The organism is Pseudoxanthomonas japonensis, assembly GCF_043632995.1.
GTDB lineage: Bacteria > Pseudomonadota > Gammaproteobacteria > Xanthomonadales > Xanthomonadaceae > Pseudoxanthomonas_A > Pseudoxanthomonas_A japonensis.
The window spans coordinates 2,506,667-2,530,415 of record NZ_CP171632.1; the positions used below are offsets into that span (position 1 = coordinate 2,506,667).

A 23,749-nucleotide genomic window follows, 5' to 3' on the forward strand; every position below is an offset into this window, starting at 1 on the left:
CATCGCCGCCCAAAAAAAAGCGGTCACGCCTTTGCCTGTTTTTCCGTGTGCCGGCCCTCTCCCACACTCGACGCCCTGACGATCAATTCGGGAACCAGCATCGCCGACGGCGCAACGCGCGCTCCATCGGAGTCGATCGCGTCCAGCAACCGGCCCATCGCCTGTCCACCGAGTTCGGCAATACTGACCCGCATCGTGGTCAAGGTCGGGTGAACAAAACGCGCGAGCGGGATGTCGTCGAAGCCGGCCAGCGCGACATCGTGCGGAACGCGCACACCGGCTTCGTTGAAGGCGTACAGGCATCCCAATGCCGTCATGTCGTTGGCGGCGAAAACCGCCTGCGGCTTCTCCGCCGATTGCGCGATGCGCTTGCCGGCTTCGTAGCCAGAGGATTCGCTGAAATCGCCGGCAAATTCCTGCGGCGACGCGCCCGGCACGAAGCGCGCCATCGCATCGCGATAACCGCGCAGGCGTTCGCGCGCGTCGAAGTTGCCTTCCGGGCCGCCGATGAAGGCGATGCGCTGGTGGCCGGACGCCGCCAGGTGTTCGACCATCGCGACGGCCGCGCCATAGTTGTCGATGGTCAACGCGGGATACGACGCGTCCTGCACATCGGTATTGATCAGTACGACCGGCAGCGACGATGGCAGGTTGTCGACCAGGAAGCCGGGACGGTCGCTGTACGGCGACAGCACCAGCAGGCCATCCACCCGGCCGCGCATCGCGCGCAGGGCTTCACCCTGTTCTTCCGGATGGCCGTGGTAGCTGGACACCAGCAGGTGCTGGCGCCGTGCACGGGCCACCTGGTCGATGCCGCGGATCAGTTCGGAAAAGAATTCGCCGTACAGGTCGGGCAACACCACGCCGATGGTCTGGGTGCGGCGGCTGCTCAGGCTGCGCGCGGCGGCGTGGGGCTGGTAGCGGAGGCGGTCGGCCGTGGCCAGGACCTGCTGGCGGACGGATTCGGCGACGTTCTCGTGGCCGTTCAAGGCACGCGACACGGTGGCGACGGAAACCCGCGCCTCGCGTGCGACATCCTTGATGGTGACCGAGGTTCGCGCCATTCCCCGCCCCTCCGCGGTGATGACAGCCTTGAGTGGCGCGGACTGTAACCGTTTTCACGGAAACGTGTAAAGCCCGCGTTATTCGACACTTAAAACGTCACGAATTCATGCACTTGCGGACACTCGAAGGTATCCGCAAGTATTTTGCGTTGCAGCAAAATGCAGGCCGACCGCAACGCATGTCTCTATTGGGCGGTGACCTCGAAGGCAACCTCGCGCGTCCGGTCGGAACTGCCGCCGACATACACGGTGAACGTGCCCGGCTCCACCACCCGCTGCATGCGGTCGTCGTACATCGCCAGATCCTCGAAGCCGAGGTCGAACGTGACCGTCTTCGATTCGCCTGGCGCCAGCGCCACACGCTGGAAACCACGCAACTGTTTCACCGGACGGGTGACGGTGGCGACGTCGTCCCGCACATACAGCTGCACCACCTCGACGCCCTCCCGCTTGCCGGTGTTCGTGACGCGCACGCTCACCTGCTGCTGCAGGGCGGACGGCGCCAGCGTCTTCTTCGCCACGACCGGCGCGTCGTAGCGGAACGTGGTGTAGCTGAGTCCGTGGCCGAAGGCGTACAGCGGCGTCCACGGCACGTCGAGGTACTTGCTGGTGTACTTCTCCTGCTCGCTCGGCGGACGGCCGGTGTTCTTGTGCGCGTAGTAGATCGGCACCTGGCCGACGTTGTGCGGGAACGTCACCGGCAGCTTGGCCGACGGATTGACGTCGCCGAACAGCACGTCGGTGATCGCGTGGCCGCCCTCGACGCCGGGGAACCAGGCTTCGAGGATCGCCGGCACCTTGCCCTTCAGGCCACCGATCGACAGCGGGCGTCCGTTCAACAGCACGGCAACCACCGGCTTGCCGGTCGCGGCGACCGCCAGTGCGAGTTGTTCCTGCACGCCGGGCAGGTCCAGCGAGGTACGGTTGTTCGCTTCCGCGCTCATGTCCGGGTGTTCGCCGAGGAACATCACCACCGCATCGGCCTGCTTCGCCGCCGCGACGGCCTGCGCGAAACCGGAGGTGTCCTGGCTGTCGATGTCGGCACCCTTCGCGATCACCAGCCGGGTACCGTCACCCAGCGCGGCCTTCAGGCCCTCGATCGGCGTCACCGCGTCCTCTTCGCGTCCGGCCACCGCCCAGTTGCCGAGCATCGCGCGACGATGGTCGGCGAGCGGGCCGATCACCGCCAAGGTACGGACCGACTTCGACAGCGGCAGCACGTGGTTGTCGTTCTCCAGCAGCACCAGTGACTTCTGCGCCATCCGGCGCGCGTCGGCGCGGTGTTGCGGCGTCAGCGTCATGGCGCGCTCGTGGGCGCCATCGTCGGTGCAGGAACGGTAGGGATTCTCGAACAGGCCCAGCCGGTACTTGGCATTCAGTACGCGACGCACGGAGGCATCCACCTGCGCCATGGGCACCCGGCCCGCCTTCACTTCGGCCGGCAGGTCCTTCACGTAGATCTGGCTGACCATGTCGACGTCGACGCCGGCACGCAGGCCGAGTGCCCCCGCCTGCTTGCGGTCGGCGGCGACGCCGTGCGGCATCAGTTCCATCACACCGGTGTAGTCGCTGACCAGCAGGCCATCCCAGCCCCATTCCTTGCGCAGCAGATCCTCGATCAGCGGCCGGTGCGCGTGCATGGGCACGCCGGCGATCTCGTTGAACGCGGCCATGATGGATTGCGCGCCGGCATCGACCGCGGCCTTGAACGGCGGCAGGTAGACCTCGTGCAGCGTGCGTTCGGAAATGTCGGCCACGTCGTAGTCGCGGCCGCCTTCAGCCGCCCCGTACGCGACGAAATGCTTGGCCGTGGCCAGCACCGCATCCGGCTTGCGCAGGTCATCGCCTTGGAAGCCGCGCACGCGCGCCGCCGCGAGTACCGATCCCAGATAGGGATCTTCGCCCGCGCCTTCCACCACGCGACCCCAGCGCGGGTCACGCGCGATGTCGACCATCGGCGCGTAGGTCCAGTGGATGCCGTGCGCCGAGGCCTCGATCGCCGCGACACGGGCGGCATGCTGCACTTCGACCGGATCGAAGCTGGCGGACTCGCCCAGCGGCACCGGGAAGACGGTGCGGTGGCCGTGGATCACGTCGTAGCCGAACATCAGCGGGATGCCCAGCCGGGACTGCTCCACCGCGATCCGCTGCAGGCGGCAGGTCAGCACCGCGCCCTGGGTACCCAGATAGGTGCCGATCTCGCCCTTGCGGATCTGGTCCTCGTTGCCGGTCATGGCCGCCGGGCCGGTGTTGTTGCCCACGCCCGCCGGCTGGTTCAGCTGGCCGAGCTTCTCTTCGACCGTCATCTTCGCCATCAGGGCGTCGACGAAGGCTTTTTCGGCCGGCGTCGCGTAGACCGGCGGCTTGGCGGCGGCCGGTGCCGCCAGCAGGACAGCGATCATGCCGACCAGCAGCGGTCGTGGCGAAACAGTGGGGACTTCCCGGTTCATGGCGCCCTCCCGGCGTAACGAAAGGGGGCGAATGTAAACGTTTTCAGCCCGGCCTGCATGCGGCGCTGCCAGATGGCAGACGCATGCTCAGCGCGCTTCGTCGGGCGTGCGGGCCTCGATGGCGAGCGCGTGGATGTCGGTCTGCATCATGTCGCCCAGCGCGGCATAGACCGCACGTTGGCGGGCCAGCGGCGCCTTGCCTGCGAACGCCTCACTGGTGATCCGGACGGTGAAATGGCCGCGCCCGTCGCGGGCGCCTTCGTGCCCGGCGTGTTTATGGCTGTCGTCCAGCACGTCCAGGGAAACCGGCTGCAGGGCGGATTCCAGCGCCGCCCGGATGCGTTCGACGCGGCTCACGGCAGGACCCTGCGGAACGGGCGCACGTCGACCCGGGCATAGACCCCGGCCGCCACGTACGGGTCGGCGTCGGCCCAGGCGCGCGCGTCCTCCAGGGAGTCGAATTCGGCGATCACGATGCTGCCGCTGAAGCCGGCCGGACCCGGGTCTTCGGCATCGATCGCCGGACACGGCCCGGCCAACAGCAGTCGGCCGTCGTCGCGGAGGGCGGTCAACCGCGCCAGATGCTCGGGGCGTGCGGCCAGTCGCTGGGCGAGGACGTCGGGGCCGTCATGGCCTTCAATGGCATACCACATGGTGTTCACTCCGCAGGCGAAGTCTGAATTGTACGGGCGGTCCCGCCATCCGGCGCTGGACACCGTATGGGTCAGGGCTTACCCTGTCCTCCATTGCACGGCCGGAAGCAGCGGCCCGTCCAGGGGAAGACCCGGCCACGCCGACCTCCCTGCCCCATCGAGGGATCACCGGGACGTTCGATTCGCTGCCCCCACCCGCCCGCGCCCGACGACCTCTCGCTGTCCGCCGCCGCATCCCTGCGGTGTGCTTTGCTGGTTGCTGTAAGGGAAGCGTTCGCCCTGCGACGCATGATGATCTTGGTTGGTGCAATGCCGGTGCCGCGCCGTCCTGCCGTGCGCAGGCCCGCATGGTGATCCGCACGATGGCTGTTTCTTGATGAGCCCAGAACTCGCGTCCGACGCGAACCCACAAACCCCGTCCACGCATCCGCAGCAGCAGGAAATGCCGCTGGCGGTGGTGCATGGCCAGCCGGTGCTGCAGATCCCGCAGGACCTGTACATCCCGCCGGACGCGCTGGAAGTCATCCTCGACGCGTTCGAAGGCCCGTTGGACCTGCTGCTGTACCTGATCCGCCGGCAGAACCTGGACATCCTGGACATCCCCGTCGCCGAGATCACCCGGCAGTACGTGGACTACATCAATGTGATGCAGGAGCTGCGGTTCGAACTGGCCGCCGAGTACCTGCTGATGGCCGCCATCCTGGCCGAGATCAAGTCGCGCATGCTGCTGCCGCGGCCGGTCAGCGAGGAAGGCGAGGAAGGCGATCCGCGCGCCGAGCTGGTGCGCCGCCTGCAGGAATACGAACGCTTCAAGCAGGCGGCCGAAGACCTGGACGCCCTGCCCCGCCAGGACCGCGACACCACGCCGGTGAGCGCCGATGTGCCGGATCGCGCCTCGGTCAAGCTGCCTCCGCCGGTCGAGCTGAAGGAGATGCTGCTGGCGTTGCACGACGTGCTCAAGCGCGCCGAGCTGTTCACCGGCCACGCGATCAAGCGCGAGGCCCTGAGCGTGCGCCAGCGCATGGGCGACGTGCTGACGCGGCTGGAGGACGGCAGGTTCCACCGTTTCGAGAGCATGTTCACGCCCGAGGAAGGCAAGCTCGGCGTGCTGGTGACCTTCCTGGCCATGCTGGAACTGGCCAAGGAGCAACTGCTCGACATCGTGCAGGAAGCCCCGCTCGCCCCGATCTACATCAAGTCGCTGGCGCTGAACAACACCAACGAACCGCTGCAGTTCTCCAGCGAGTTCGACGACAGCGACGCCGCCAACGACAGCCCGTGACGCGGCCGGGCCACACCGCCCGCCGCCTTTCCGAACGACAGGACCGCATGGATCAATCGCTCATCAACCGCATCGTGGAGGCCGCCCTGCTGGCCGCCACCCAGCCACTGACGCTGGCGCAGCTGCATGGCCTGTTCCCCGAGGACGAGCCCGCGCCGGAGGGCAGCGTCGAGGCCGCCCTGCAGCAGCTCACCGAGGCCTGCGCCGACCGCGGCGTGGAACTGGTCGAGGTCGCCTCCGGCTACCGCTACCAGGTCAAGGCCGACGTGCACGCCTGGGTCGCCCGCCTGTGGACCGAGCGCAAGACCAAGTACACCCGTGCCACGCTGGAAACGCTGGCCCTGATCGCCTACCGCCAGCCGATCACCCGCGGCGAAATCGAACAGGTCCGCGGCGTGGCGGTCAGCAGCAACATCATCCAGGCGCTGGAAGAGCGCGAGTGGATCCGCGTGGTCGGCCACCGCGACGTGCCCGGCAAGCCCGCGCTGTTCGGCACGACGAAGGGCTTCCTCGACTATTTCGGTCTGAAGCGTCTGGACGAACTGCCGCCGCTGTCCGAACTCAAGGACATCGGCGAACTGGAACCGCAGCTGCCGCTGGACGGCGCACCGCTGCCGGTCAGCATCGCCAGCGGCGATGCCGTCGACGCGGGGCAGGAAGAGACCGTACTTGGCGAAAGCACGCCTGACGAAAGCACGGCGGATGAAAGCACGCCCGTCGCGGACCACGACGGCGACACGGACGACGAACAGCACCACACCGCGGCATCGGACGATGCCGACGAAGACACCGCATCCGATGACACCGGCGACGAGGCCGGCGATCACGATGAACCTCAACCCGAAGATGACGACGCCGCTGCTTCCGACGAGGAAGACCGGGCACCGTCGGAGCAGAAACAATGAGCAACACCCCCCCGAAGAAAACCTCCCTGGGCAAGCTGTCGCTGAAGCGCGGCGAAAGCACCGAGGCCCCCGAGACGAACCGCCTGGAAGAGCGCCTGCACAAGGTGCTGGCGCAGGCCGGCCTGGGCTCGCGCCGCGCGCTGGAACAGCGCATCGCCGACGGCCTGGTGAAGGTCAACGGTGAAGTCGCGCAGACCGGCATGTCGGTCAAGGGCGGCGACCGCGTCGAGCTGGACGGCAAGACCTTCGTCGCCAGCGCGCTGACCGAACCGTCGCGCGTGCTGATCTACAACAAGCCGGAAGGCGAAGTCACCACCCGCGAAGACCCCGAAGGCCGCCCGACGATCTTCGAAGCGCTGCCGGCCCTGAAGGGCGCACGCTGGATCGCCATCGGCCGCCTGGACATCAACACCACCGGCCTGCTGGTGCTGACCACCGACGGCGAACTCGCCAACGCGATGATGCATCCGTCCTACGAAGTCGAGCGCGAGTACGTCGTGCGCGTGCGCGCACCGGAAGGCCAGGAAAGCGTGCCGGACAACGTCGTCGACCGCCTGCGCCGCGGCGTGGCGCTGGACGATGGCCCGGCCAAGTTCGACGAGATCGAGCGCATCGGCGGCACCGATTCGCACGACTGGTTCCGCGTGGTGGTCAAGGAAGGCCGCAACCGCGAAGTGCGCCGCCTGTGGGAATCGCAGGGCTGCCAGGTCAGCCGCCTGAAGCGCGTGCGCTACGGCAAGGTCAGCCTGCCGCAGCCGTTGCTGCGCGGCCAGACGCAGGAACTGCCGGACGCGCAGGTCGATGCGCTGCGCAAGGACCTGGGCCTGGAAGACGGTACGCCGGCCGCCCTGACGCTGCAGCCGGTGATCGGCCAGCGCAAGGCCGCCAAGTCGACCGTGCACGTGGGGGGCGGCCGCAGCGGCAGCGCCTACGTCAACGGCCACAACAGCGCCGACGAAGGCCGCGAGCTGCGCCGCTTCGACCACGTGCGCGAAGACCGCGGCCGTGGCGGTCGCGGCAGGAAGCCGCACGGCGGCCTGACCGTCAGCGGCGAGCAGGCGGCGAAGCAGTCGCAGCGCCCGTTCAAGCAGCGCACGCCCAAGGGTCCGAAGCCGTTGCCCGAGGGCAATCCGGCCGCATTCCGCAGCTGGTACGTGCCGGAGGGCGTGGACACCGGTCCGGCCGGCCATCGCAACGCCGGTCCCGGCGGCCCGAAGAAGCCCTACGGCGGCAAGCCGGGCGGACGTCCGGGTGCCGGTGGCAAGCCCGGTGGCGGCGGCGCGGGCAAGCGCGGCCCCGGTGGCGGCCAGGGGGGTTTCGGTGGCGATCGTTTCGGCAACGAGCGCGGTCCTGGCGGCTTCGGCGCCGAACGTGGGCCGCGTGGCGGCCAGGGCGCCGGCAAGCCGCAGCGCGCGGCGCGTCCGTACGGCCATCCCGCCAGCGCGCCGAGCTTCCCGTCAGACCACGCCAATCCCGGTTTCAATCCCTATGGCCAGCAGCCGCGCGGCCCGCGTCCGCAGGGAAGGCCCGGCGGTGGCGGCAATCGTCCGCAGCAGGCCGGGCCGCGTCCTGGCCCCGGTGGCCGTCCTGCCGGTGGCCGCGGTCCCGGCGGTCGTCCGGGCGGCGGTGGCAGGCCCGGTGGTGGCGGACAACGCGGCCCCCGCGGTGGTGGCCACGGCTGAGCGACACGGAAGGCGCCCACGGGCGCCTTCTCTCTTTCCGGAGATGGATCACCGTTGACTTCATGGTGACTTCATCGCGACTCCCCGCGCCGTCGGCACGCTGCCCGCCATCCCCTGATGGAGCGCATGCCGGACGATGCAGGACAACCGCTATGACGTGATCGTGGTCGGCGCCGGATTCGCCGGCCTCGCCTGCGCGCATGAACTCGCCACCCGGGATCTTCGTGTCTGCGTGATCGACCGCAAGCACGATCTGGGCGAGCGCGTGCACACCACCGGCATCCTGGTCCAGGAAGCCTGCGACGCGCCACTGCTGGCGGGCTTGCCGCCCTCCCTGCTGCGCGCCGTCCCCCATGTCCGCCTGTACGCGCCGAATCTGCGCAGCGTGCGACTGGGCGCAGACGGTTACCGTTTCTACACCACCGATACGCCTGCGCTGATACGTTGGATGGGCGAGCACGTGGAGACCTGCGGCGTCGAACTGCGCCGGGGACAGGCCTTCAGGAACGCCACGCGCACGGCGACGGGTTGGCACGTGGACGGCGTAGGCCATGCGCGCGTTCTGGTCGGTGCCGACGGAGCGCGATCCCGGGTCGCGCAGCGTCTCGGCCTCGGACAGGTGACGCAGTTCCTGCATGGCGTGGAGTACGAGTTCGACGGCGTGACGATGCGCGAACCCGATGCCCTGCACTGCTTCATCAGCAAGCGCTTCGCACCGGGCTATCTGGGCTGGGTGGCGCAGACGCCGACCGGTGTGCAGGCGGGTCTGGCGAGGCGCTATCGGTCCGGCAGCACGCAGGCGCCGGACATGGCCGGCTTCCTCGCGCATGTCGCCACCATGATCGGGCTTGATGCCGCGCGGCGACCGGACAGCGTCCGCGCCGGCCTCATTCCGTGCGGCGGTCCGGTGGCGCCCATGCAGGCCGATGGCGTGGCCCTGATCGGTGACGCCGCCGGCATGGTGTCTCCACTGACGGCGGGCGGCATACATTCGGGCCTGCGCCATGGGGCGGCCATCGGCCGCATGCTGGCCGCCCGCCTGTCCGGCCGCGCGACATCGAACCCGCCACTCACGCCACCGGTGCCGGGTTTCGCCTTCAAGCGCCTGCTGCGCTGGACCTTCGACCACGCTCAGTGGGACCTACCCATCGATCTCCTGCTGACGGCGCCCCCCATGCGGCGCATGGTCGAACAACTCTGCTTCCATCAGCGGGGCGAACAGGTGCCCGACCCGGACGCTCCCGATTGAGTACGATCAAGGCCGCGCCCGGCCTGTCGGCTACAATGACGCGTCGCTTCAATCGCCCCCATTCCCCCATGTCCTCTGCGTTCGGCACCGAGACGGTGCTCGACGTCCGTCACTGGACGGACGCCTACTTCAGCTTCACCACCACCCGCGACGACGGTTTCCGCTTCGAGAACGGCCAGTTCGTGATGATCGGGCTGGAAGTCGACGGCAAGCCGTTGCTGCGCGCCTATTCCATTGCCAGCGCCAACTGGGAAGAACAGCTCGAGTTCTTCAGCATCAAGGTGCAGAACGGGCCGCTGACGTCGCGCCTGCAGCACATCCAGCCCGGCGATACCGTGCTGATCGGGCGCAAGCCCACCGGCACGCTGCTGATCAGCGACCTGCACCCGGGCCGAAACCTCTACCTGCTGGGCACCGGCACCGGCCTGGCGCCGTGGCTGTCGGTGATCAAGGACCCGGAAACGTACGAGCGCTTCGACAAGGTCATCCTGACCCACGGCGTGCGCCATGCCGAAGACCTCGCCTACCGCGACTACTTCGAGAAGGAACTGCCCCAGCACGAGTTCCTCGGCGAGACCATCCGCGAGAAGCTGCTGTACTACCCGGCGGTGAGCCGCGAAGACTTCGTCCACCAGGGTCGCCTGACCGACCTGATGGCCAGCGGCGCGATGATGGACAGCCTGGGCGTCGCACCGCTGGATCCGGAGCACGACCGCGCGATGATCTGCGGCAGCCCGCAGATGCTGGCCGATTTCCGCGAACTACTGGACGGCCGCGGCTTCACCGCCGCGCCGCGCATCGGCACGGCAGGCCAGTACGTGTTCGAGCGGGCCTTCGTCGAGAAGTGATGGCGAATCGCGCGCGGCGTCATGGCAGTGCGCAGGAATTCCCGACCGGAGGCTTGGGAAAGCTAGCCGACGATGCCAGTTCCGCACGGGTGATGGGCGGGATGCCCGCGTCGAAGCGCTGATTCAGCACGTGCACGAGCGCCTTTGCCCATAGCGCGTTCCAGACCGTGCCCGCGTGCCCGTCGGCCAGGACGGCATGGCATGGTGCATCGCCCTGCGTATTGGTGACCACCAGGCGCCCATCGACGCTGATGGGGCGGTATGCGGGTCGGCCCTCCGCGGTACGGCCTCCCCACAGGGCCGCGAACCACGCGCGGTCGTCGAAGAAGGCGATACGCGGGTCGGCCGCCATCGCCTTCAATGCAGCATCGTAGCGATCCAGTGCGCGGGCAATGCGCGCCTGTTCGCGCGGCGACTGCCATCGCTGGATGTTGTCGCCCACGTTCGCGTTGTTGAATATCCCGACCAGCACCACGCGGGTATCCGGATGGTGCCGGTGCAGGTAGGCCACCGCATCGCGCACATCGGCGATGCAGCGATCGATCTCCGCGAGAACCCCGGCATCGCTGTTGGCGGCGAGCCGCTCCAGACTGTCGCTCTGGCCGAAACTGTTGACGCCGATACGGACCACCACCACGCCCCCGCGCCACGCCGTTGGCGCTTCGTCCATCAACCGCACCAGCCGAGGCATCTGCTTCTGCACGTTCATCAGGTCGTTGCAGACCGCACCGGACACCGCGAAGTTGTAGGCGAAATCTTCCTTCTCCGGAATACGTCCAGGCCTGCCCACCGCCTCCTCGATGAGCGCAACGATCCGTCGGCTGCCATAGCGTCCCCAAGGTCCCTGATCCACTTCGCCGCCGCGCAGGCGTTGCAGCCACTCGGTCCATTGCCAGGTTGTCTCGTGGAAGTCGCCGCCACGTCGCCCATCCTTGCCGGTGAATCGCGTGCCGTCATGGTAGGCATGACTGTCGGAATCGCCGACGACCGCCAGCCTCAAGGGCGCCGCGCGGTCGGCGCCACAGCAGCCGATACAGGCAGCCAGCAACGCCGCCATCCATCCTCCATGTCGCAATGCCATGCAGCCCGTACCTCGTGCCCACCTGCCCCCTAGAACGCCGGGTCGGGCCGTGCGCGGACACGGGCGATGCAACGGTGCTACGCTGCCCGCACGACGTCCTGGGGAGGACACTCCGTGATCCGGCATCTGCTGCTGGCCGCACTGCTGGCCCTGACGCCTTGCGCGTACGCGGGCGACGCCGTCAAACAACCCGGCATCGGCGACGTGCCTCCGCCCATCGCCATGAAGGATCGCAAGGGCAACGCCGTCGACCTCGATGCCCTGAAGGGCAAGGTCGTCGTCGTGACGTTCTGGGCGTCGTGGTGCGGACCCTGCCGGCGCGAACTGCCGATGCTCGGGCACGTCCAGAAGCTGGTCGGCCGCGAGCATCTGGAAGTCATCGCGATCAACATGAAGGAGTCGCGTGAGGACTACCTCAGCGTGCTGCGTGCCAACAAGGACCTGGACCTCACCTTCGTCCACGACATCCGTGGCGTGGTCACCGACCGCTACGGCGTCACCGCACTGCCCAACATGTTCATCATCGGACAGGACGGCCTGATCGTCCGCACGCACCGCGGCTATTCCGAAGCGGTGCTGGAATCCTTCGCCAGGGAACTGATCGCCCTGTTGCCCGAAGAAGCCCTGCAGGGCCGCGCGCCGCCGCGCAGCCCCTGACGCGCGTCCACGCTTCCCTCGCGGTGGCGATGCTAGGCTCGCCGCCTCGACGCACGGAGAGGATGCGATGCAAGCAGGCTGGCGGTGGTCCGGAGTTCTGGTGGCGCTCTCCCTTGCCCTGGCGGGCTGCCTGCCGGCGGTCAACCCGCAGGCACCCATCCCGCAGGCGCTTGTGCCCTCGGCCGAGGCGCCAACACGGCTCGTGGTGGTGCTGCCTGGCCGGGGCGACGACGTGCAGGCACTGCGCGAGAGCGGCATCGTGCCGGCCATCCAGGCCGCGTGGCCCGACGCCGATGTCGTACTTGCCGGGCTCGGCTTTGGTTACTACATGCAGGGACGCGCTCCGCAGCGGCTGCATGACGAAGTGATCGTGCCGGCGCGTGCCCGCGGTTATCGCGAGGTCTGGCTGATGGGAGCCTCCATGGGCGGCATGGGCACGCTGATGTACGACCGCGCGTATCCCGGCGATGCCGATGGGCTCGTGCTGCTTGCCCCATATCTGGGCGATCGCGCGCTGGTGGACGACATCCGCACGCGCGGACTCGCGCAATGGGATGCGGGGCCGGTGCCCGCCCAGGTGGATGCAGGCAACTACCAGCGCGAACTGTGGCGCCACCTGCAAGGCTGGCGCCACGCGCCGGCGCGCACGCGCTCGGTCTGGCTGGGCTACGGTGCCGGCGACCGTCTGGCGGGCGCGATGCCGCCGCTGGCAGGATTGCTGCCGGAAGACCACGTCGTCGTGGTGGAAGGCGGCCATGCGTGGAAGGTCTGGTCGCCGCTCGCCCAACGCCTGCTCACGGCCGCGGGTCCTGCGCGCCTGGACGCTCAGCGCTCGCCGTAGCGCAGCCAGCGGACGGCGGCGTCTTCATCCGGAAAAACGCGGGCATCGAAACCGTTCTCGTTGGCCAGCAAGCCGGCGAATTCCACGTCGGGAATCTGCTCTGCGTGCTTTTCGACGTACGCGATGCGCACCGCTTCCATGCCCTGCCCCCGCATGGCCTGCACGAACTGCAGCAGCTGCTCGGGGGGCGGCGGCAAGCCGTCCATGTCGTCGACCACCAACAGGCCGGATGGCGAGAGCCTGCGAACCTCTTCGGCAATCGCCCGCCAGTACGCCAGCGTGGTCTCCAGCGTGCCGTTGGTCCCGGTCACCCAGGCGCGCAGGCCGTAGTCCGTGGTGCCGAACACGATGTGGAACGGACGGGTATCCCGGTCATCCATGCCGTCGCGATCACGCCAGCGCAGCGCGGATGTCGCCCGCCAGCGATTCGGGCGTATCCGTGGGCGCATAGCGCTTGATCACCTTGCCGTCGCGGCCGACGAGGAACTTGCTGAAGTTCCACTTGATGGCGCCGATGCCGAGCAACCCGCTCTTCTCCTGCTTCAACCACTTCCACAGCGGGTGCGCGTCGTTGCCGTTGACGTCGATCTTGGCGAACATCGGGAACGTCACGTCGTAGTTGAGCGAGCAGAAGTTGCGGATCTCGGCTTCGTCGCCGGGCTCCTGGTGGCCGAACTGGTCGCAGGGGAACCCCAGCACGACCAGGCCCTGCGGGCCGAACTCGCGCCACAGCGCCTCCAGTCCGGTGTACTGCGGCGTGAAGCCGCACTTGGACGCCACGTTGACGATCAGCAGGGCCTTGCCCTGGTACTCGGACAGCGAACGATCTCGACCGTCGAGGTCCTGGGCGGAGAAGTCGTAGGCAGTGGTCATCAGGTTCTCCCGGAAAGGCGCTATCAGACACCGACGGCGCCGACAGGGCAAGGCTCGTCCCGGCGAGATGGGCAGGCAGCTGACGATCGGCTAACGTGGCGCGGGTACCGGTCCACGGACGCCGCCATGCAAGCCGCCGATTCCGCCAGCCACGCCAACCTCTACATCCACGTCCGCATCCTGCTGGGGATGGTCGTGGGCCTGGGCCTGACCCACCTGCTGCGCCATGCGGCGCGCATCATCGAGCGTCCTCACGCGCACGCGGTATACGCGGTGCACCTGCTCTGGGCCGGCTTCATGTTCGTCTACCTGCTGCATTTCTGGTGGTGGCAGTTCAGCCTGTCGCACCAGGCGTACTGGAGCTTCAACCTCTACCTGTACGTCAGCCTCTACGCATTGCTGCTGTACCTGCTGTGCGCGCTGGTGTTCCCCGAATCGCTGGCCGAGGGCGTCGGCTACCGCGAGTACTACTACGGACGGCGGCGCTGGTTCTTCGGCCTGCTGGCGGTGATGTTCGTGGTCGACGTCGGCGACACGCTGATCAAGGGCACGGCCTACGTGCAGCAACTCGGACCGGAGTACTGGGTCCGCAACACGGTGTTCGTCCTCGCCAGCCTGGTTGCCGTCGCCACGCGAAATCCCCGCTACCACGGCATGTTCGCCGTGGCGGCGCTGCTGTATGAACTGTCGTGGATCTGGCGGCGCTACGAGGTGCTGGTGTAGTTGCCACTGCCGTGGTGGGAGCGACGTCAGTCGCGATGAAGCGCAGCGGCAGTCCGATCGCGACTGACGTCGCTCCCACCACGGCATTTCAGCTCACCGTGCGGGCCGAACCTTGATGGCCGGGACGAACGGCACGATCCCCAGCGCTTCGTGGATCTCCGCCGGGTAATACGCCCGACCGCCCTTGATCACCAGCGCCAGCTTGCGGATGTCGGCGATGTCCGTGGTCGGGTCGCCATCCACCAGCACCAGGTCCGCGCGCTTGCCGGGCACGATGGAACCGGCGTCGTCCAGCGTGCGGGTGTACATGGCGCCGTTCCAGGTCGCGACCTGCAGGGCCTGCGACGGCGTCAACCCTGCCTGCACGTACAGTTCCAGTTCCCGTTGCAGCGTGAAGCCCGGCAACTCGTCGGTGCCCGCCACCAGCGGCACGCCGGCACGGTACAGGCGACCGGTGAACTCGACCAGCTTGTCGAAGCTGCGCTTGTAGCGCGCGCCGGTGGCGTCGTCGGGGATATCCATTTCCGCCGCACGGCGGCCGCGCTGCACGTCCGGCGGCAGGTGGTCGGCGACGTCGGCGACGATCGGCGACAGTTGGCCTTCGCGCTGGTGGATGAACTCGAACGTGGCCAGCGTGGGATCGATGACGATCCGCTTCTCCGCCAGCAGCGCGATGAAGTCCTGCACCGGCTTGCTGTCGAAGTCCAGTGCGTCGGTCTTGTCCGCCACCAGGTAGAAGCGCGCAAGCGTACGCGTGTCGGTCTCCGGGGTGACGAAAAAGTTCAGCATCACCTGGTTGATGTGCTGGATCTCGTCGTAGCCCTGCTCCACCACGTCCTGTGCGCGCAGGAACGCCGGCACGTGGCCGCTGACGCGGATGCCGCGCTCGTGGGCGTACGCGGTGGTGTCGCGCAGGATGTCCTTGGGGAACGAGTTGTAGATCTTGATCTGCGGATAGCCGTGCTCGACGTACCAGTCGATCGCCTGCTTCGCGCCGGCCAGGTCCTTCACCACGAAACCGCCCTGCGAGGAATGCGGACTCTGCCCTTCGATATAGCCCGCAGGAATCACCCGCGGGTGCATCAGCGTGCCGTCCTTCTCTTCCGCCATCAGCTGCTGCAGCGTGACGTTGTCGTTGCCCATGTCGCGCGCGCTGGTCACGCCCGCGGCCAGGTGCAGCCCGCCTTCCCAGCTGCCGGCGTGCACATGCATGTCGTACAGCCCCGGCAGCAGCACACGGTTGCCGGCGTCGACCACGTTGTCTGCGGCGACCCTCGACAGGCCGACCGGCGAAACGGACAGGATCCTGCCATCGCGCACCACGACATCCTGCGCCGTGCCCAGCACGGCCTTCTCGCTGTCGAACACACGCGCATTGCGGATCAGCGTGGTCCCCGGCAACGGATGCGCCAGGCGCTGCTGCAATGCGACCAGCGCCTCGCGCTCGGCCGTCTTCTGCCGCGTTTCCAGCGCGTTGGCGCTGCCCTGCCAGCCGTCTTCGATCAGCTGCAGGAAGCCGGGGTAGATGTAGGCGAACAGGCGCGGCTCGGCGCCGCGCGTCACCCACACGAAGCTGGGCGTGAAGCCGATGCCGGTCAGCGCCAGCAGGTCGACGGTCTGCGTTTTCCCGCCGCTGGCGATGTCCATCGACGCGACGGCGCGCTGCGTCAGCGTGCCGCTCGGGACCAGCGGCAGTTTGCCGTCGGGCTGTTTGGCCAGTGCGGCCAGCGCCACCGACGTCGCGGCCGGCGTCCCTCCCAGCGGCGTGTAGAGGGCGGTGCCGGTGAAGGTGTGCGTGCCGCTGTCGGAGGTGCTCTTCCACGTGCCGGTGTCGCCGTCCCGGGTGAACGTCTCGTCCACCGGCGCCCCGAACGTCGAGGCGCCCTTCACCTGGTAGCGCTCGAAGGTACCGTCCGCCCGCAGCCGGAATTCCTCCTTCAGCTCCGGCCCGCGCCCGTTGTCCTTGAAGATGAAATCCACGTGCGTGGTGCCGTCATCGCCCACGGTGACCGTCTGCTCGCCGGCCTGCTTGCCGCCATCCACCAGCGCGACGTACTTCAGGGTCTCGGCGGCCAGCGCCGACGGGGCCAGCAACAACGCGCAGCAGAGCGCAAGGACAGGCTTCACAGGACTCTCCGGCAGATGGCGTGGACGCCATTCTGCCGCAGCCCGGGGCGCTGCCGGGCGCCATCGCCCATGCCTTTCGTCATGGGTCCGGTGTTTCTCCCTTGGGTTACCCTTGGGAATCCACCTTTGTAAGGACGTAGCGCCCCATGACCACCCGCCTTGCCATCGCGCTTGCCGCGACCCTCGGACTCGCCATGCCCGCCTACAGCCAGGCCGCCACGCCGGCCACCCAGACGGCCCAGGCCGCCAATCCCTTCTTCGCCGAAAGCCCGCTGCCGCTGCACTACCCGCAGTTCGACAAGATCAAGGACAGCGATTTCGCCCCCGCCTTCGACGCCGGCATGGCCGAGCAGCTGAAGGAGATCGACGCCATCGCCAACAACGCCGCCGCGCCGACCTTCGACAACACCATCATCGCGCTGGAGAAATCCGGCCAGGTGCTTGACCGCGCGACCACGGTGTTCTTCAACCTGGTCGGCACCGACACCAACGACGCGCGCAACAAGCTGCGTGCGGACTACTCCGCCAAGTTCGCTGCGCACGGCGATGCCATCAGCCTGAACCCGAAGCTGTTCGCCCGCATCAAGACGCTGTTCGACAAGCGCAACGACCTGGGCCTGGACGCGCAGGGCGTGCGCCTGATCGAGCGCTACCACACCAGCTTCGTCCGCTCCGGCGCCAACCTCAACGATGCCGACAAGGCCACGCTGAAGACGATGAACGCCGAACTCGCCTCGCTGGGCACCCAGTTCAGCGACTTCGTGCTGAAGGAAGTCAACGCGTCGGCGGTCGTCGTCGATGACGTCAAGCAGCTCGACGGCTTCACCCCGGGCCAGATCGCCACCGCCGCCGAAGCCGCCAAGAAGCGCGGGCTGCACGGCAAGTACGTGCTGACCCTGCTCAACACCACCGGCCAGCCGCCGGAGTCGCAGCTGACCAACCGCGCGCTGCGCCAGCGCCTGCATGAAGCCTCGGTCGCACGCGGCAGCCGCGGCGGCGAGTTCGACACCACCGCCCTGGTCTCGCGCATCATGAAGCTGCGCGCCGACCGTGCGAAGCTGCTGGGCTATCCCAACCATGCCGCCTACGGCCTGGAAGACCAGACCGCGCGCACGCCGGAAGCCGTCAACGCGATGCTCGGCAAGCTGGCGCCGGCCGCCGTGGCCAACGCCAAGCGCGAAGCCGCCGACCTGCAGGCGATGATCGACCAGGAGCAGAAGGCCAAGGGCCAGCCGACGTTCCAGCTGGAGCCGTGGGACTGGGCGTTCTACACCGAGAAGGTGCGCGCGGCGAAGTACAACTTCGACGAATCGCAGCTCAAGCCCTACTTCGAGATGAAGAACGTGCTGGAGAACGGCGTGTTCTTCGCCGCCACCCAGCTGTACGGCCTGACGTTCAAGGAACGCACCGACCTGCCGAAGTACCACGCCGACACCTGGACCTACGACGTGTTCAACGCCGACGGATCGCAACTGGCGATCTTCATCTTCGACCCGTACGCGCGCGACTCCAAGCGCGGTGGCGCGTGGATGAACTCCTACGTGTCGCAGTCGGGCCTGACCGGCGACCAGCCGGTGGTCGCCAACCACCTAAACGTGCCCAAGCCGCCGGCCGGCGAGCCGACGCTGATGACGTGGGATGAAGTGACCACCACCTTCCACGAGTTCGGCCATGCGCTGCACGGCATGTTCTCCGACGTGAAGTACCCCTACTTCAGCGGCACCAGCGTGCCGCGCGACTTCGTGGAATATCCGTCGCAGGTCAACGAGATGTGGGCCGACTGGCCGTCGATCCTGGCCAACTACGCCAAGCACTACCAGACCGGCGCACCGCTGCCGCAGGCGCTGCTGGACAAGGTGATCGCCGCGTCCAAGTTTAACGAGGGCTTCAAGACGACCGAGTACCTCGGCGCCGCCATGCTGGACCAGCGCTGGCACCAGATCACCGCCGACCAGGTGCCCGCCGCCAACGGCGTGATGAAGTTCGAAGCCGCCGCGCTGGCTGCCGACGGCATCAACTACGCACCGGTGCCGCCGCGCTACAAGACGCCGTACTTCAGCCACATCATGGGCGGCTATTCGGCCGGCTACTACGCCTACATCTGGTCGGAAGTGCTGGACGCCAACAGCGTGGAGTGGTTCAAGCAGAACGGTGGCCTGAAGCGCGAGAACGGCGACCACTTCCGCAAGACGCTGCTGTCGCAGGGCGGCAGTCAGGATGCGATGAAGCTGTTCCGCGACTTCGCCGGCCACGACCCGAAGATCGAGCCGCTGCTGGAGAAGCGTGGCCTGACCGCGCCGGAGACGGCGGCGCCTGCCGCCACGTCGACCCGCTGATCGACGCGACGAATCCGTCGCAACGAGTCCACCACGCCACCTTCGGGTGGCGTGGTGCTTTCAGGCATCGGGAAATGGGCGGCCGGGAGCTGGGTTTTCCACAACGGGTGTGGATGACACGTGCATGAAACTGTGGATAACCCCGCGGCGGCCTTGCCTCATGAGGCTGTCAAGATCGATGGCGAATTTTTCGCCACCCTTCGGAAGCCGTAGGAGCGGGCCATGCCCGCGATGCTCCTGAAGACATGTGCGAAATAGGCATCGCGGGCATGGCCCGCTCCTACAACGGGATCATGTATCGCCTCAGGCCTGGCCGAAAGCGTTGGCCAACGCGGCGTAGGCCTCGCGCTGCTCGTCTGTCTCCGCGCGCGGCGCGGTGACCTCCAGTTCCACGATCTGGTCACCCGCCGGCGTGCCCGGCAGGCCGCGGCCCCGCAGCCGCAGCTTGCGGCCGGAATCGGAATCGGCGGGGATCTTCAGCTCCACCGCACCGCCGAGCGTGGGCACGCTGAGCGTGGCGCCGAGCGCGGCCTGCCAGGGTGTCAATGCCAGCACATGGATGATGTTGCGGCCATCCACCTCGAACTGCGGGTGCGGTGCGTATTCCACCTCCAGCAACAGGTTGCCGCCCTGGGTGCCCTGCCCGGCAAGCCGGATGACCTGCCCGGGCTTGACGCCTTTCGGAACCTTCACGTCCAGCTGCTTGCCGTTGACGTTCACCCGCACGCTGCCGCCGTCGTATACGGCCTGCAGCGGCACGGCCAGCTTGGCGCGCGAGTCGCGCGACGGTTGCGGCCCACGCGGCGCGCCCTGCTCCGCGCGCGCGCGCCGGCCGAACAGGCCCTCGAAGAAGTCGCTGAAACCGCCGCTGCCGCCGCCCGCGCCACCGAAGATTTCCTCGTAGTCGAAATCCTGCGCGCCGGGGCCGCCACGCCCGAAATCCGGGGGCGGCCGGAATTCCTCGCCCGGCCGGTAGCCGCGTGCGCGCAACTGGTCGTAGGCCGCGCGCTTCTGCGGGTCGCGCAAGGCCTCGTAGGCCTCGTTGACGGCCTTGAACTGCTCTTCGGCGCCGGCCTCCTTGCTGACGTCGGGATGGTATTTGCGCGCCAACCGGCGGTAGGCGGTCTTGATCTCCGCATCGCCGGCGCCGGGCTCCACGCCCAGCACCGCGTAGTAGTCCTTGAACTGCATGGAATCTCCGCAGACGGATGCCGCGCGCATGCCCGGCATCGGAAAAAGAACGGCCCGCGACGCGGGCGCCACGGGCCGATTCTATCGCTACCCCCGTGGGCCTGCCGTGCTCCGGCAGGCGCCGAAGGCGGGATTACTGCACCTGGATGCGGCGTGGCGTGGTTTCCGGCTTTTTCGGAATGTCGATCTGCAGCACGCCGTGCCTGCCGCTGGCGGTGATGCCGTCGGGATTGGCGCTGTCCGGCAGCGAGAAGCGGCGGTAGAACGTGCCGTAGACGCGCTCCACGCGCGAGAAGCGGGTGGCGTCGTCCTTCTTCTCGGCGGCGCGTTCGCCGCGCAGGGTCAGGATGCCCTTGTCCATGTGGATCTCGATGTCCTTCGGATCCACGCCGGGGATGTCGGCCAGGATCACGAACCGGTCGCTGTCCTCGCGGATGTCGACGCGGGGGGCCCACTGGCTGGTCACGACATTGGACTGGTCGGCGTCGGCTTCGCCCAGGAAGCGGTCGAAGACCTGCTTGATCTCGTCCTGCAGGCCGCGGGCGTTGCCCCAGGGGTTGTACTGCACGATGCTCATCTCGGTGTCTCCTCGGGAAGGGGCGCCACCACGGCGGCGCCGATGGCCGGAAAAATAGGCGCACGCCCAGCCGTTTCAAGGCCGTGACGGCATCACGACACGGCCGCGCTACACTGGATTCAGTTTCCATCCAGACAAGGCAATCCCATGAGCATCCAGGTCGGCGAGCGCATTCCCGAAGTGACCCTCAAGCGCATCCGCGAGGGCGTCGAGACGGTCGATACCACCACCCTGTTCGACGGCCGCAAGGTCGTTCTGTTCGCCGTCCCTGGTGCCTTCACCCCGACCTGCTCGGAGAAGCACCTGCCCAGCTACGTGCAGCATTTCGACGACTTCCGCAGCCGCGGCATCGAGGTCTTCTGCGTGTCGGTCAACGACCCGTTCGTGATGCAGGCCTGGGGCAAGACCCAGCACGTGCCGGACGGCCTGCAGATGCTGGCCGACGGCAACGCCGACCTGGCCAAGGCGCTGGGCCTGGAGATGGACGCCAGCGCCTATGGCATGGGCGTGCGCGCCAAGCGCTTCGCACTGTATGCGGAAGACGGCGTGGTGAAGCACGTGTTCGTCGAAGCACCGGGCGAGTACAAGGTGTCGGGTGCGGAACACGTGCTGGAACAGCTGGGCTGAGGCGACGCGTCTCGCATCCTGTAGGAGCGCCCTCGGGCGCGATGCCTTTCTACATTCCACGGAAAAGCATCGCGGGCATGGCCCGCTCCTACAAAGTTCACGGACCGCGTCGCCTTAGCTACCGCAACACGGTGAAACGCACCCTCGCCCACGCGCCACTGTCGGCAAGTGCGGTCAGCTGGTGCTCGCCGGCCTCCGCGAACTCCTGCTGGAACGCCTGCGCGCCGCGCGTCTCCGCGATCCAGCGCCCGTCCAGCAGCCACTGCACGCGTGTGTCGGTGCCGAGCGCACGCAGTTGCAGGCGCACGCCGTGCTCGCTGCCGGGGGCGCGGGCCAGCGTGGCGAGATCGTTGAGACCGTCGATGCGGAGCTCCTCGGCAGCATCGCGGCCGTCGGGTTGGCAATCCGGGGAGAGTGGCGGCAGGCGCGATGCCGCACGTTCGCGCTGCGGCAACCAGGGCGATGCGAGCGCCGGCCAGCGTGCGATCTCCGTACTGCGTGCTTCGTGCGCGTGCGTGCATTCGCCCGAGAGGCGCAGGCCAGTACGCGCATCCACTTCGAAGCGCTCGCGGCCCGCGCTCCACAAGCGTGCGTCACGCTCGGCGAACGTCGGCGGCACGCTGCCGCCCAGCGTCCAGGCATCGCGCTTGCGCTGGCACAGCGCAGGCGTTTCGGCTTCCGCCAACGTTCCCAACGGCCAGCAGATCGCCTGTTCGGCCACGCCGGCGGGCGGCGGCAGCGGACCCGCGTCGCCCTGCGCGCGCGGCAGGCTGTCGATCACTTCGAACATCAACGGCAGCGCGGTGACCGCGCCGTACTGGCCGGGCAGCGGCGTGCCGTCGGGCCGGCCCACCCATACGCCGACCGTGTAGCGGCGCGTGTTGCCGAGCGCCCACGCGTCGCGGAAGCCGTAGCTCGTGCCGGTCTTCCAGGCCACGCGCGGACGGCTGCCGGTATCGAGCACGCCGCTTCCGTATCCGGGACGCGGATGCGCTTCCAGTACCTCGCGGATGATCCACGCGGCACCGGGCGACAGCAGGCGACGGTCGGATGCCGGATCCTGCGCGGTGTAGCGCACGCGGCCCGACAGTCCGCCGCGGTTCAAGCCCGCGTACGCACCCACCAAGTCTTCCAGCCGTGCGCCGGTACCACCAAGGATCAGCGACAGGTTCGGCTGCGCGCCGCGCGGATAGCGCAACACCAGGCCGTTGTTCGCCAGCCGCGCGGAGAAGCGCGCCGGACCGATGCGGTCCAGCAGGTCCACCGCCGGCACGTTGAGCGACAGGCGCAGCGCGTCGGCAGCGCTGACCGGACCGTTGAAGGCAGCGTCGAAGTTGCCCGGGCGGTAACCGCCGAACGACTGCGGCGCATCGATCAGCAGGCTTTCGGAATGGATCAGGCCATCGTCCAGCGCCAGCCCGTACAGGAACGGCTTCAGCGTCGATCCCGGCGAGCGCCATGCCTGCACCATGTCGACATGCCCCAGGCGCTCGCGATCGCCGAACGCCACCGAGCCGACGTAGGCGCGCGCTTCCATCGTGGCGTTGTCGACCACCAGCAACGCGGCGGACGTACGCGCCGGCAGCGTGGAGAAATAGCCTTGCACGCGCTCCTCCAGCGTGCGCTGCAGGCTGGCGTCGATGGTCGAGGTGATGCGTGAGGCGCGCGGCTGCTGGCGTCTCAGGCGTTCGGCCAGCAGCGCCGCGCTCAACGGCGCCTGCAGGCTGCGCGCGACGACGGGCTCGATGCGGGCATCGTCGACCTCGGGCTTCGACCAGACGCCGAGGTCGGCCATGCGCTGCAGCACCTTGTCGCGTGCGACGCGGGCGGCATCGGGGTGGCGATCCGGGCGCAATCGGCTGGGCGATTGCGGCAGTACTGCCAGCAGCGCGGCCTCGGCATGCGACAGGCGCGAGGCCGGCTTGCCGAGGTAGGCCCAACTCGCCGCATCCACGCCTTCGATGGTGCCGCCGAATGGCGCGCGCTCCAGGTAGAGGGTCAGGATCTCGCGCTTGGACAGGTGCGCTTCCAGCTGCACCGCGCGCAGCATCTGCTTGGCCTTGCCCCACGGCGTACGCGAGTGGCGGTCCAGCATGCGTGCGACCTGCATGGTCAGCGTGGAGCCGCCGGACACCACGCGTCCGTGGCGGACGAACTGGCCGGCGGCGCGCAGCAGCGCCCATGGATTCACGCCAGGATGCTTCCAGAACCAGCGGTCCTCGTAATTCAGCAACGCCTGCAGGTAGAGCGGCGATACCGTGTCCGGGGTAGCGGGATAACGCCACACGCCGTCGCGGTCGGCGAAGGCGCGTAGCGGCGTACCGTCGCGCGCCACGACCAGCGTGCTGGTATCGCGGTTTTTCGGCAGCGGGGGCGGGAAGGCGAGATCTAGCGCCAGTACCGCAACCAGCACGACCACCGTCGACCACCGCAGCCAGGACAGCCAGCGGCGGCTACGATGCCCGTCATTCCAGCGCACGCTGGAATCCAGTTTGATCCTGCTCCACACCTTCATGGCAGACGGTACAGAAGATCAGGATGGATCCCGGCTTTCGCCGGGATGACGGCAAGGGAATACGCGCG

Annotated in this window: 21 protein-coding genes; 10 read left to right on the forward strand and 11 right to left on the reverse strand. The window is 68.1% G+C overall.

All coding sequences use genetic code 11. The features are described from left to right. Positions 1-23: 23 nt before the first annotated feature. The 4 genes from ACGHX3_RS11480 to ACGHX3_RS11495 all read right to left on the reverse strand — a co-directional run bounded on the left by ACGHX3_RS11480 (position 24) and on the right by ACGHX3_RS11495 (position 4,167). A complete protein-coding gene (locus tag ACGHX3_RS11480; RefSeq protein WP_394695033.1) occupies positions 24-1,064 on the reverse strand; it encodes a LacI family DNA-binding transcriptional regulator in 1,041 nt (346 codons plus the stop codon). 185 nt (positions 1,065-1,249) lie between these two features. Further along, positions 1,250-3,514, reverse strand: coding sequence for a beta-glucosidase BglX (gene bglX, locus ACGHX3_RS11485; RefSeq protein WP_394695034.1), 2,265 nt, complete (start codon positions 3,512-3,514; stop codon positions 1,250-1,252). Between the two features lie 87 nt (positions 3,515-3,601). After that, positions 3,602-3,871, reverse strand: a complete 270-nt coding sequence (locus ACGHX3_RS11490) for a BolA family protein (RefSeq protein ID WP_394695035.1) — start codon at positions 3,869-3,871, stop codon at positions 3,602-3,604. Beyond that, on the reverse strand, positions 3,868-4,167 hold the full coding sequence (locus ACGHX3_RS11495; RefSeq protein WP_394695036.1) for a YciI family protein: 300 nt from the start codon (positions 4,165-4,167) through the stop codon (positions 3,868-3,870). The genes ACGHX3_RS11490 and ACGHX3_RS11495 overlap by 4 nt, the downstream gene beginning before the upstream one ends. A 376-nt stretch (positions 4,168-4,543) precedes the next feature. Here ACGHX3_RS11495 and ACGHX3_RS11500 point away from each other — a divergent pair, with 376 nt between their 5' ends. From ACGHX3_RS11500 to ACGHX3_RS11520, 5 genes are all read left to right on the forward strand, one after another. Continuing rightward, positions 4,544-5,449 (forward strand): ScpA family protein, encoded by a 906-nt coding sequence (locus ACGHX3_RS11500; RefSeq protein WP_162337256.1) that lies wholly within the window; start codon positions 4,544-4,546, stop codon positions 5,447-5,449. A gap of 47 nt (positions 5,450-5,496) precedes the next feature. Further along, complete coding sequence (gene scpB, locus ACGHX3_RS11505; protein WP_394695037.1) at positions 5,497-6,354, forward strand: SMC-Scp complex subunit ScpB; 858 nt, start codon at positions 5,497-5,499, stop codon at positions 6,352-6,354. Further along, positions 6,351-8,036, forward strand: a complete 1,686-nt coding sequence (locus tag ACGHX3_RS11510; RefSeq protein ID WP_313927174.1) for a pseudouridine synthase — start codon at positions 6,351-6,353, stop codon at positions 8,034-8,036. The genes scpB and ACGHX3_RS11510 overlap by 4 nt, the downstream gene beginning before the upstream one ends. A gap of 136 nt (positions 8,037-8,172) precedes the next feature. After that, the gene (locus ACGHX3_RS11515) at positions 8,173-9,285 is read left to right on the forward strand and encodes an NAD(P)/FAD-dependent oxidoreductase (protein WP_394695038.1); all 1,113 of its coding nucleotides are present in this window, start codon (positions 8,173-8,175) and stop codon (positions 9,283-9,285) included. Between the two features lie 68 nt (positions 9,286-9,353). Beyond that, the gene (locus tag ACGHX3_RS11520; RefSeq protein ID WP_394695039.1) at positions 9,354-10,133 is read left to right on the forward strand and encodes a ferredoxin--NADP reductase; all 780 of its coding nucleotides are present in this window, start codon (positions 9,354-9,356) and stop codon (positions 10,131-10,133) included. 19 nt (positions 10,134-10,152) lie between these two features. Here ACGHX3_RS11520 and ACGHX3_RS11525 read toward each other — a convergent pair whose 3' ends face one another. Continuing rightward, entirely contained in the window at positions 10,153-11,214 is a 1,062-nt protein-coding gene (locus tag ACGHX3_RS11525; protein ID WP_394695040.1) for a GDSL-type esterase/lipase family protein, read from the reverse strand. Between the two features lie 114 nt (positions 11,215-11,328). On the opposite strand from ACGHX3_RS11525, the gene ACGHX3_RS11530 reads away from it, so the two are divergent. Both ACGHX3_RS11530 and ACGHX3_RS11535 read left to right on the forward strand, forming a co-directional pair. Then, the gene (locus ACGHX3_RS11530; RefSeq protein WP_213602542.1) at positions 11,329-11,871 is read left to right on the forward strand and encodes a TlpA disulfide reductase family protein; all 543 of its coding nucleotides are present in this window, start codon (positions 11,329-11,331) and stop codon (positions 11,869-11,871) included. 100 nt (positions 11,872-11,971) lie between these two features. Further along, a complete protein-coding gene (locus ACGHX3_RS11535; RefSeq protein ID WP_394695041.1) occupies positions 11,972-12,712 on the forward strand; it encodes an alpha/beta hydrolase in 741 nt (246 codons plus the stop codon). Here ACGHX3_RS11535 and ACGHX3_RS11540 read toward each other — a convergent pair. Both ACGHX3_RS11540 and ACGHX3_RS11545 read right to left on the reverse strand, forming a co-directional pair. Further along, complete coding sequence (locus tag ACGHX3_RS11540) at positions 12,697-13,092, reverse strand: hypothetical protein (protein ID WP_394695042.1); 396 nt, start codon at positions 13,090-13,092, stop codon at positions 12,697-12,699. The genes ACGHX3_RS11535 and ACGHX3_RS11540 overlap by 16 nt on opposite strands. 10 nt (positions 13,093-13,102) lie before the next feature. After that, positions 13,103-13,585, reverse strand: a complete 483-nt coding sequence (locus ACGHX3_RS11545) for a glutathione peroxidase (RefSeq protein WP_394695043.1) — start codon at positions 13,583-13,585, stop codon at positions 13,103-13,105. Positions 13,586-13,711: 126 nt separating this feature from the next. Between ACGHX3_RS11545 and ACGHX3_RS11550 the strand changes: the two genes are divergently transcribed. Further along, the gene (locus ACGHX3_RS11550) at positions 13,712-14,308 is read left to right on the forward strand and encodes a hypothetical protein (protein WP_394695044.1); all 597 of its coding nucleotides are present in this window, start codon (positions 13,712-13,714) and stop codon (positions 14,306-14,308) included. Positions 14,309-14,401: 93 nt separating this feature from the next. Here ACGHX3_RS11550 and ACGHX3_RS11555 read toward each other — a convergent pair whose 3' ends face one another. Then, positions 14,402-16,435, reverse strand: a complete 2,034-nt coding sequence (locus ACGHX3_RS11555) for an amidohydrolase family protein (protein ID WP_394695045.1) — start codon at positions 16,433-16,435, stop codon at positions 14,402-14,404. 146 nt (positions 16,436-16,581) lie between these two features. On the opposite strand from ACGHX3_RS11555, the gene ACGHX3_RS11560 reads away from it, so the two are divergent. Next, complete coding sequence (locus tag ACGHX3_RS11560) at positions 16,582-18,771, forward strand: M3 family metallopeptidase (protein ID WP_394695046.1); 2,190 nt, start codon at positions 16,582-16,584, stop codon at positions 18,769-18,771. Between the two features lie 303 nt (positions 18,772-19,074). Here the strand turns inward: ACGHX3_RS11560 and ACGHX3_RS11565 are convergent, their stop codons facing one another. Both ACGHX3_RS11565 and ACGHX3_RS11570 read right to left on the reverse strand, forming a co-directional pair. Beyond that, complete coding sequence (locus ACGHX3_RS11565) at positions 19,075-19,962, reverse strand: DnaJ C-terminal domain-containing protein (protein WP_162337244.1); 888 nt, start codon at positions 19,960-19,962, stop codon at positions 19,075-19,077. A 133-nt stretch (positions 19,963-20,095) separates the two neighbouring features. Next, positions 20,096-20,539, reverse strand: coding sequence for an Hsp20/alpha crystallin family protein (locus ACGHX3_RS11570; RefSeq protein ID WP_394695047.1), 444 nt, complete (start codon positions 20,537-20,539; stop codon positions 20,096-20,098). Between the two features lie 147 nt (positions 20,540-20,686). Between ACGHX3_RS11570 and ACGHX3_RS11575 the strand changes: the two genes are divergently transcribed. Next, entirely contained in the window at positions 20,687-21,166 is a 480-nt protein-coding gene (locus tag ACGHX3_RS11575; protein ID WP_162337242.1) for a peroxiredoxin, read from the forward strand. A gap of 118 nt (positions 21,167-21,284) precedes the next feature. Here the strand turns inward: ACGHX3_RS11575 and pbpC are convergent, their stop codons facing one another. Beyond that, positions 21,285-23,681 (reverse strand): penicillin-binding protein 1C, encoded by a 2,397-nt coding sequence (pbpC, locus tag ACGHX3_RS11580; protein ID WP_394695048.1) that lies wholly within the window; start codon positions 23,679-23,681, stop codon positions 21,285-21,287. Between the last annotated feature and the right edge of the window lie 68 nt (positions 23,682-23,749).

Excerpts from the sequence above, each read along its gene's own strand:
- ACGHX3_RS11480 (WP_394695033.1), bottom strand. The coding sequence starts at position 1,064 with ATGGCGCGAACCTCGGTCACCATCAAGGATGTCGCACGCGAGGCGCGG.
- bglX (WP_394695034.1), bottom strand. The coding sequence starts at position 3,514 with ATGAACCGGGAAGTCCCCACTGTTTCGCCACGACCGCTGCTGGTCGGC.
- ACGHX3_RS11495 (WP_394695036.1), bottom strand. The coding sequence starts at position 4,167 with ATGTGGTATGCCATTGAAGGCCATGACGGCCCCGACGTCCTCGCCCAG.
- ACGHX3_RS11500 (WP_162337256.1), top strand. The coding sequence starts at position 4,544 with ATGAGCCCAGAACTCGCGTCCGACGCGAACCCACAAACCCCGTCCACG.
- scpB (WP_394695037.1), top strand. The coding sequence starts at position 5,497 with ATGGATCAATCGCTCATCAACCGCATCGTGGAGGCCGCCCTGCTGGCC.
- ACGHX3_RS11510 (WP_313927174.1), top strand. The coding sequence starts at position 6,351 with ATGAGCAACACCCCCCCGAAGAAAACCTCCCTGGGCAAGCTGTCGCTG.
- ACGHX3_RS11515 (WP_394695038.1), top strand. The coding sequence starts at position 8,173 with ATGCAGGACAACCGCTATGACGTGATCGTGGTCGGCGCCGGATTCGCC.
- ACGHX3_RS11520 (WP_394695039.1), top strand. The coding sequence starts at position 9,354 with ATGTCCTCTGCGTTCGGCACCGAGACGGTGCTCGACGTCCGTCACTGG.
- ACGHX3_RS11525 (WP_394695040.1), bottom strand. The coding sequence starts at position 11,214 with ATGGCATTGCGACATGGAGGATGGATGGCGGCGTTGCTGGCTGCCTGT.
- ACGHX3_RS11540 (WP_394695042.1), bottom strand. The coding sequence starts at position 13,092 with ATGGATGACCGGGATACCCGTCCGTTCCACATCGTGTTCGGCACCACG.
- ACGHX3_RS11545 (WP_394695043.1), bottom strand. The coding sequence starts at position 13,585 with ATGACCACTGCCTACGACTTCTCCGCCCAGGACCTCGACGGTCGAGAT.
- ACGHX3_RS11550 (WP_394695044.1), top strand. The coding sequence starts at position 13,712 with ATGCAAGCCGCCGATTCCGCCAGCCACGCCAACCTCTACATCCACGTC.
- ACGHX3_RS11560 (WP_394695046.1), top strand. The coding sequence starts at position 16,582 with ATGACCACCCGCCTTGCCATCGCGCTTGCCGCGACCCTCGGACTCGCC.
- ACGHX3_RS11565 (WP_162337244.1), bottom strand. The coding sequence starts at position 19,962 with ATGCAGTTCAAGGACTACTACGCGGTGCTGGGCGTGGAGCCCGGCGCC.
- ACGHX3_RS11570 (WP_394695047.1), bottom strand. The coding sequence starts at position 20,539 with ATGAGCATCGTGCAGTACAACCCCTGGGGCAACGCCCGCGGCCTGCAG.
- ACGHX3_RS11575 (WP_162337242.1), top strand. The coding sequence starts at position 20,687 with ATGAGCATCCAGGTCGGCGAGCGCATTCCCGAAGTGACCCTCAAGCGC.
- pbpC (WP_394695048.1), bottom strand. The coding sequence starts at position 23,681 with ATGAAGGTGTGGAGCAGGATCAAACTGGATTCCAGCGTGCGCTGGAAT.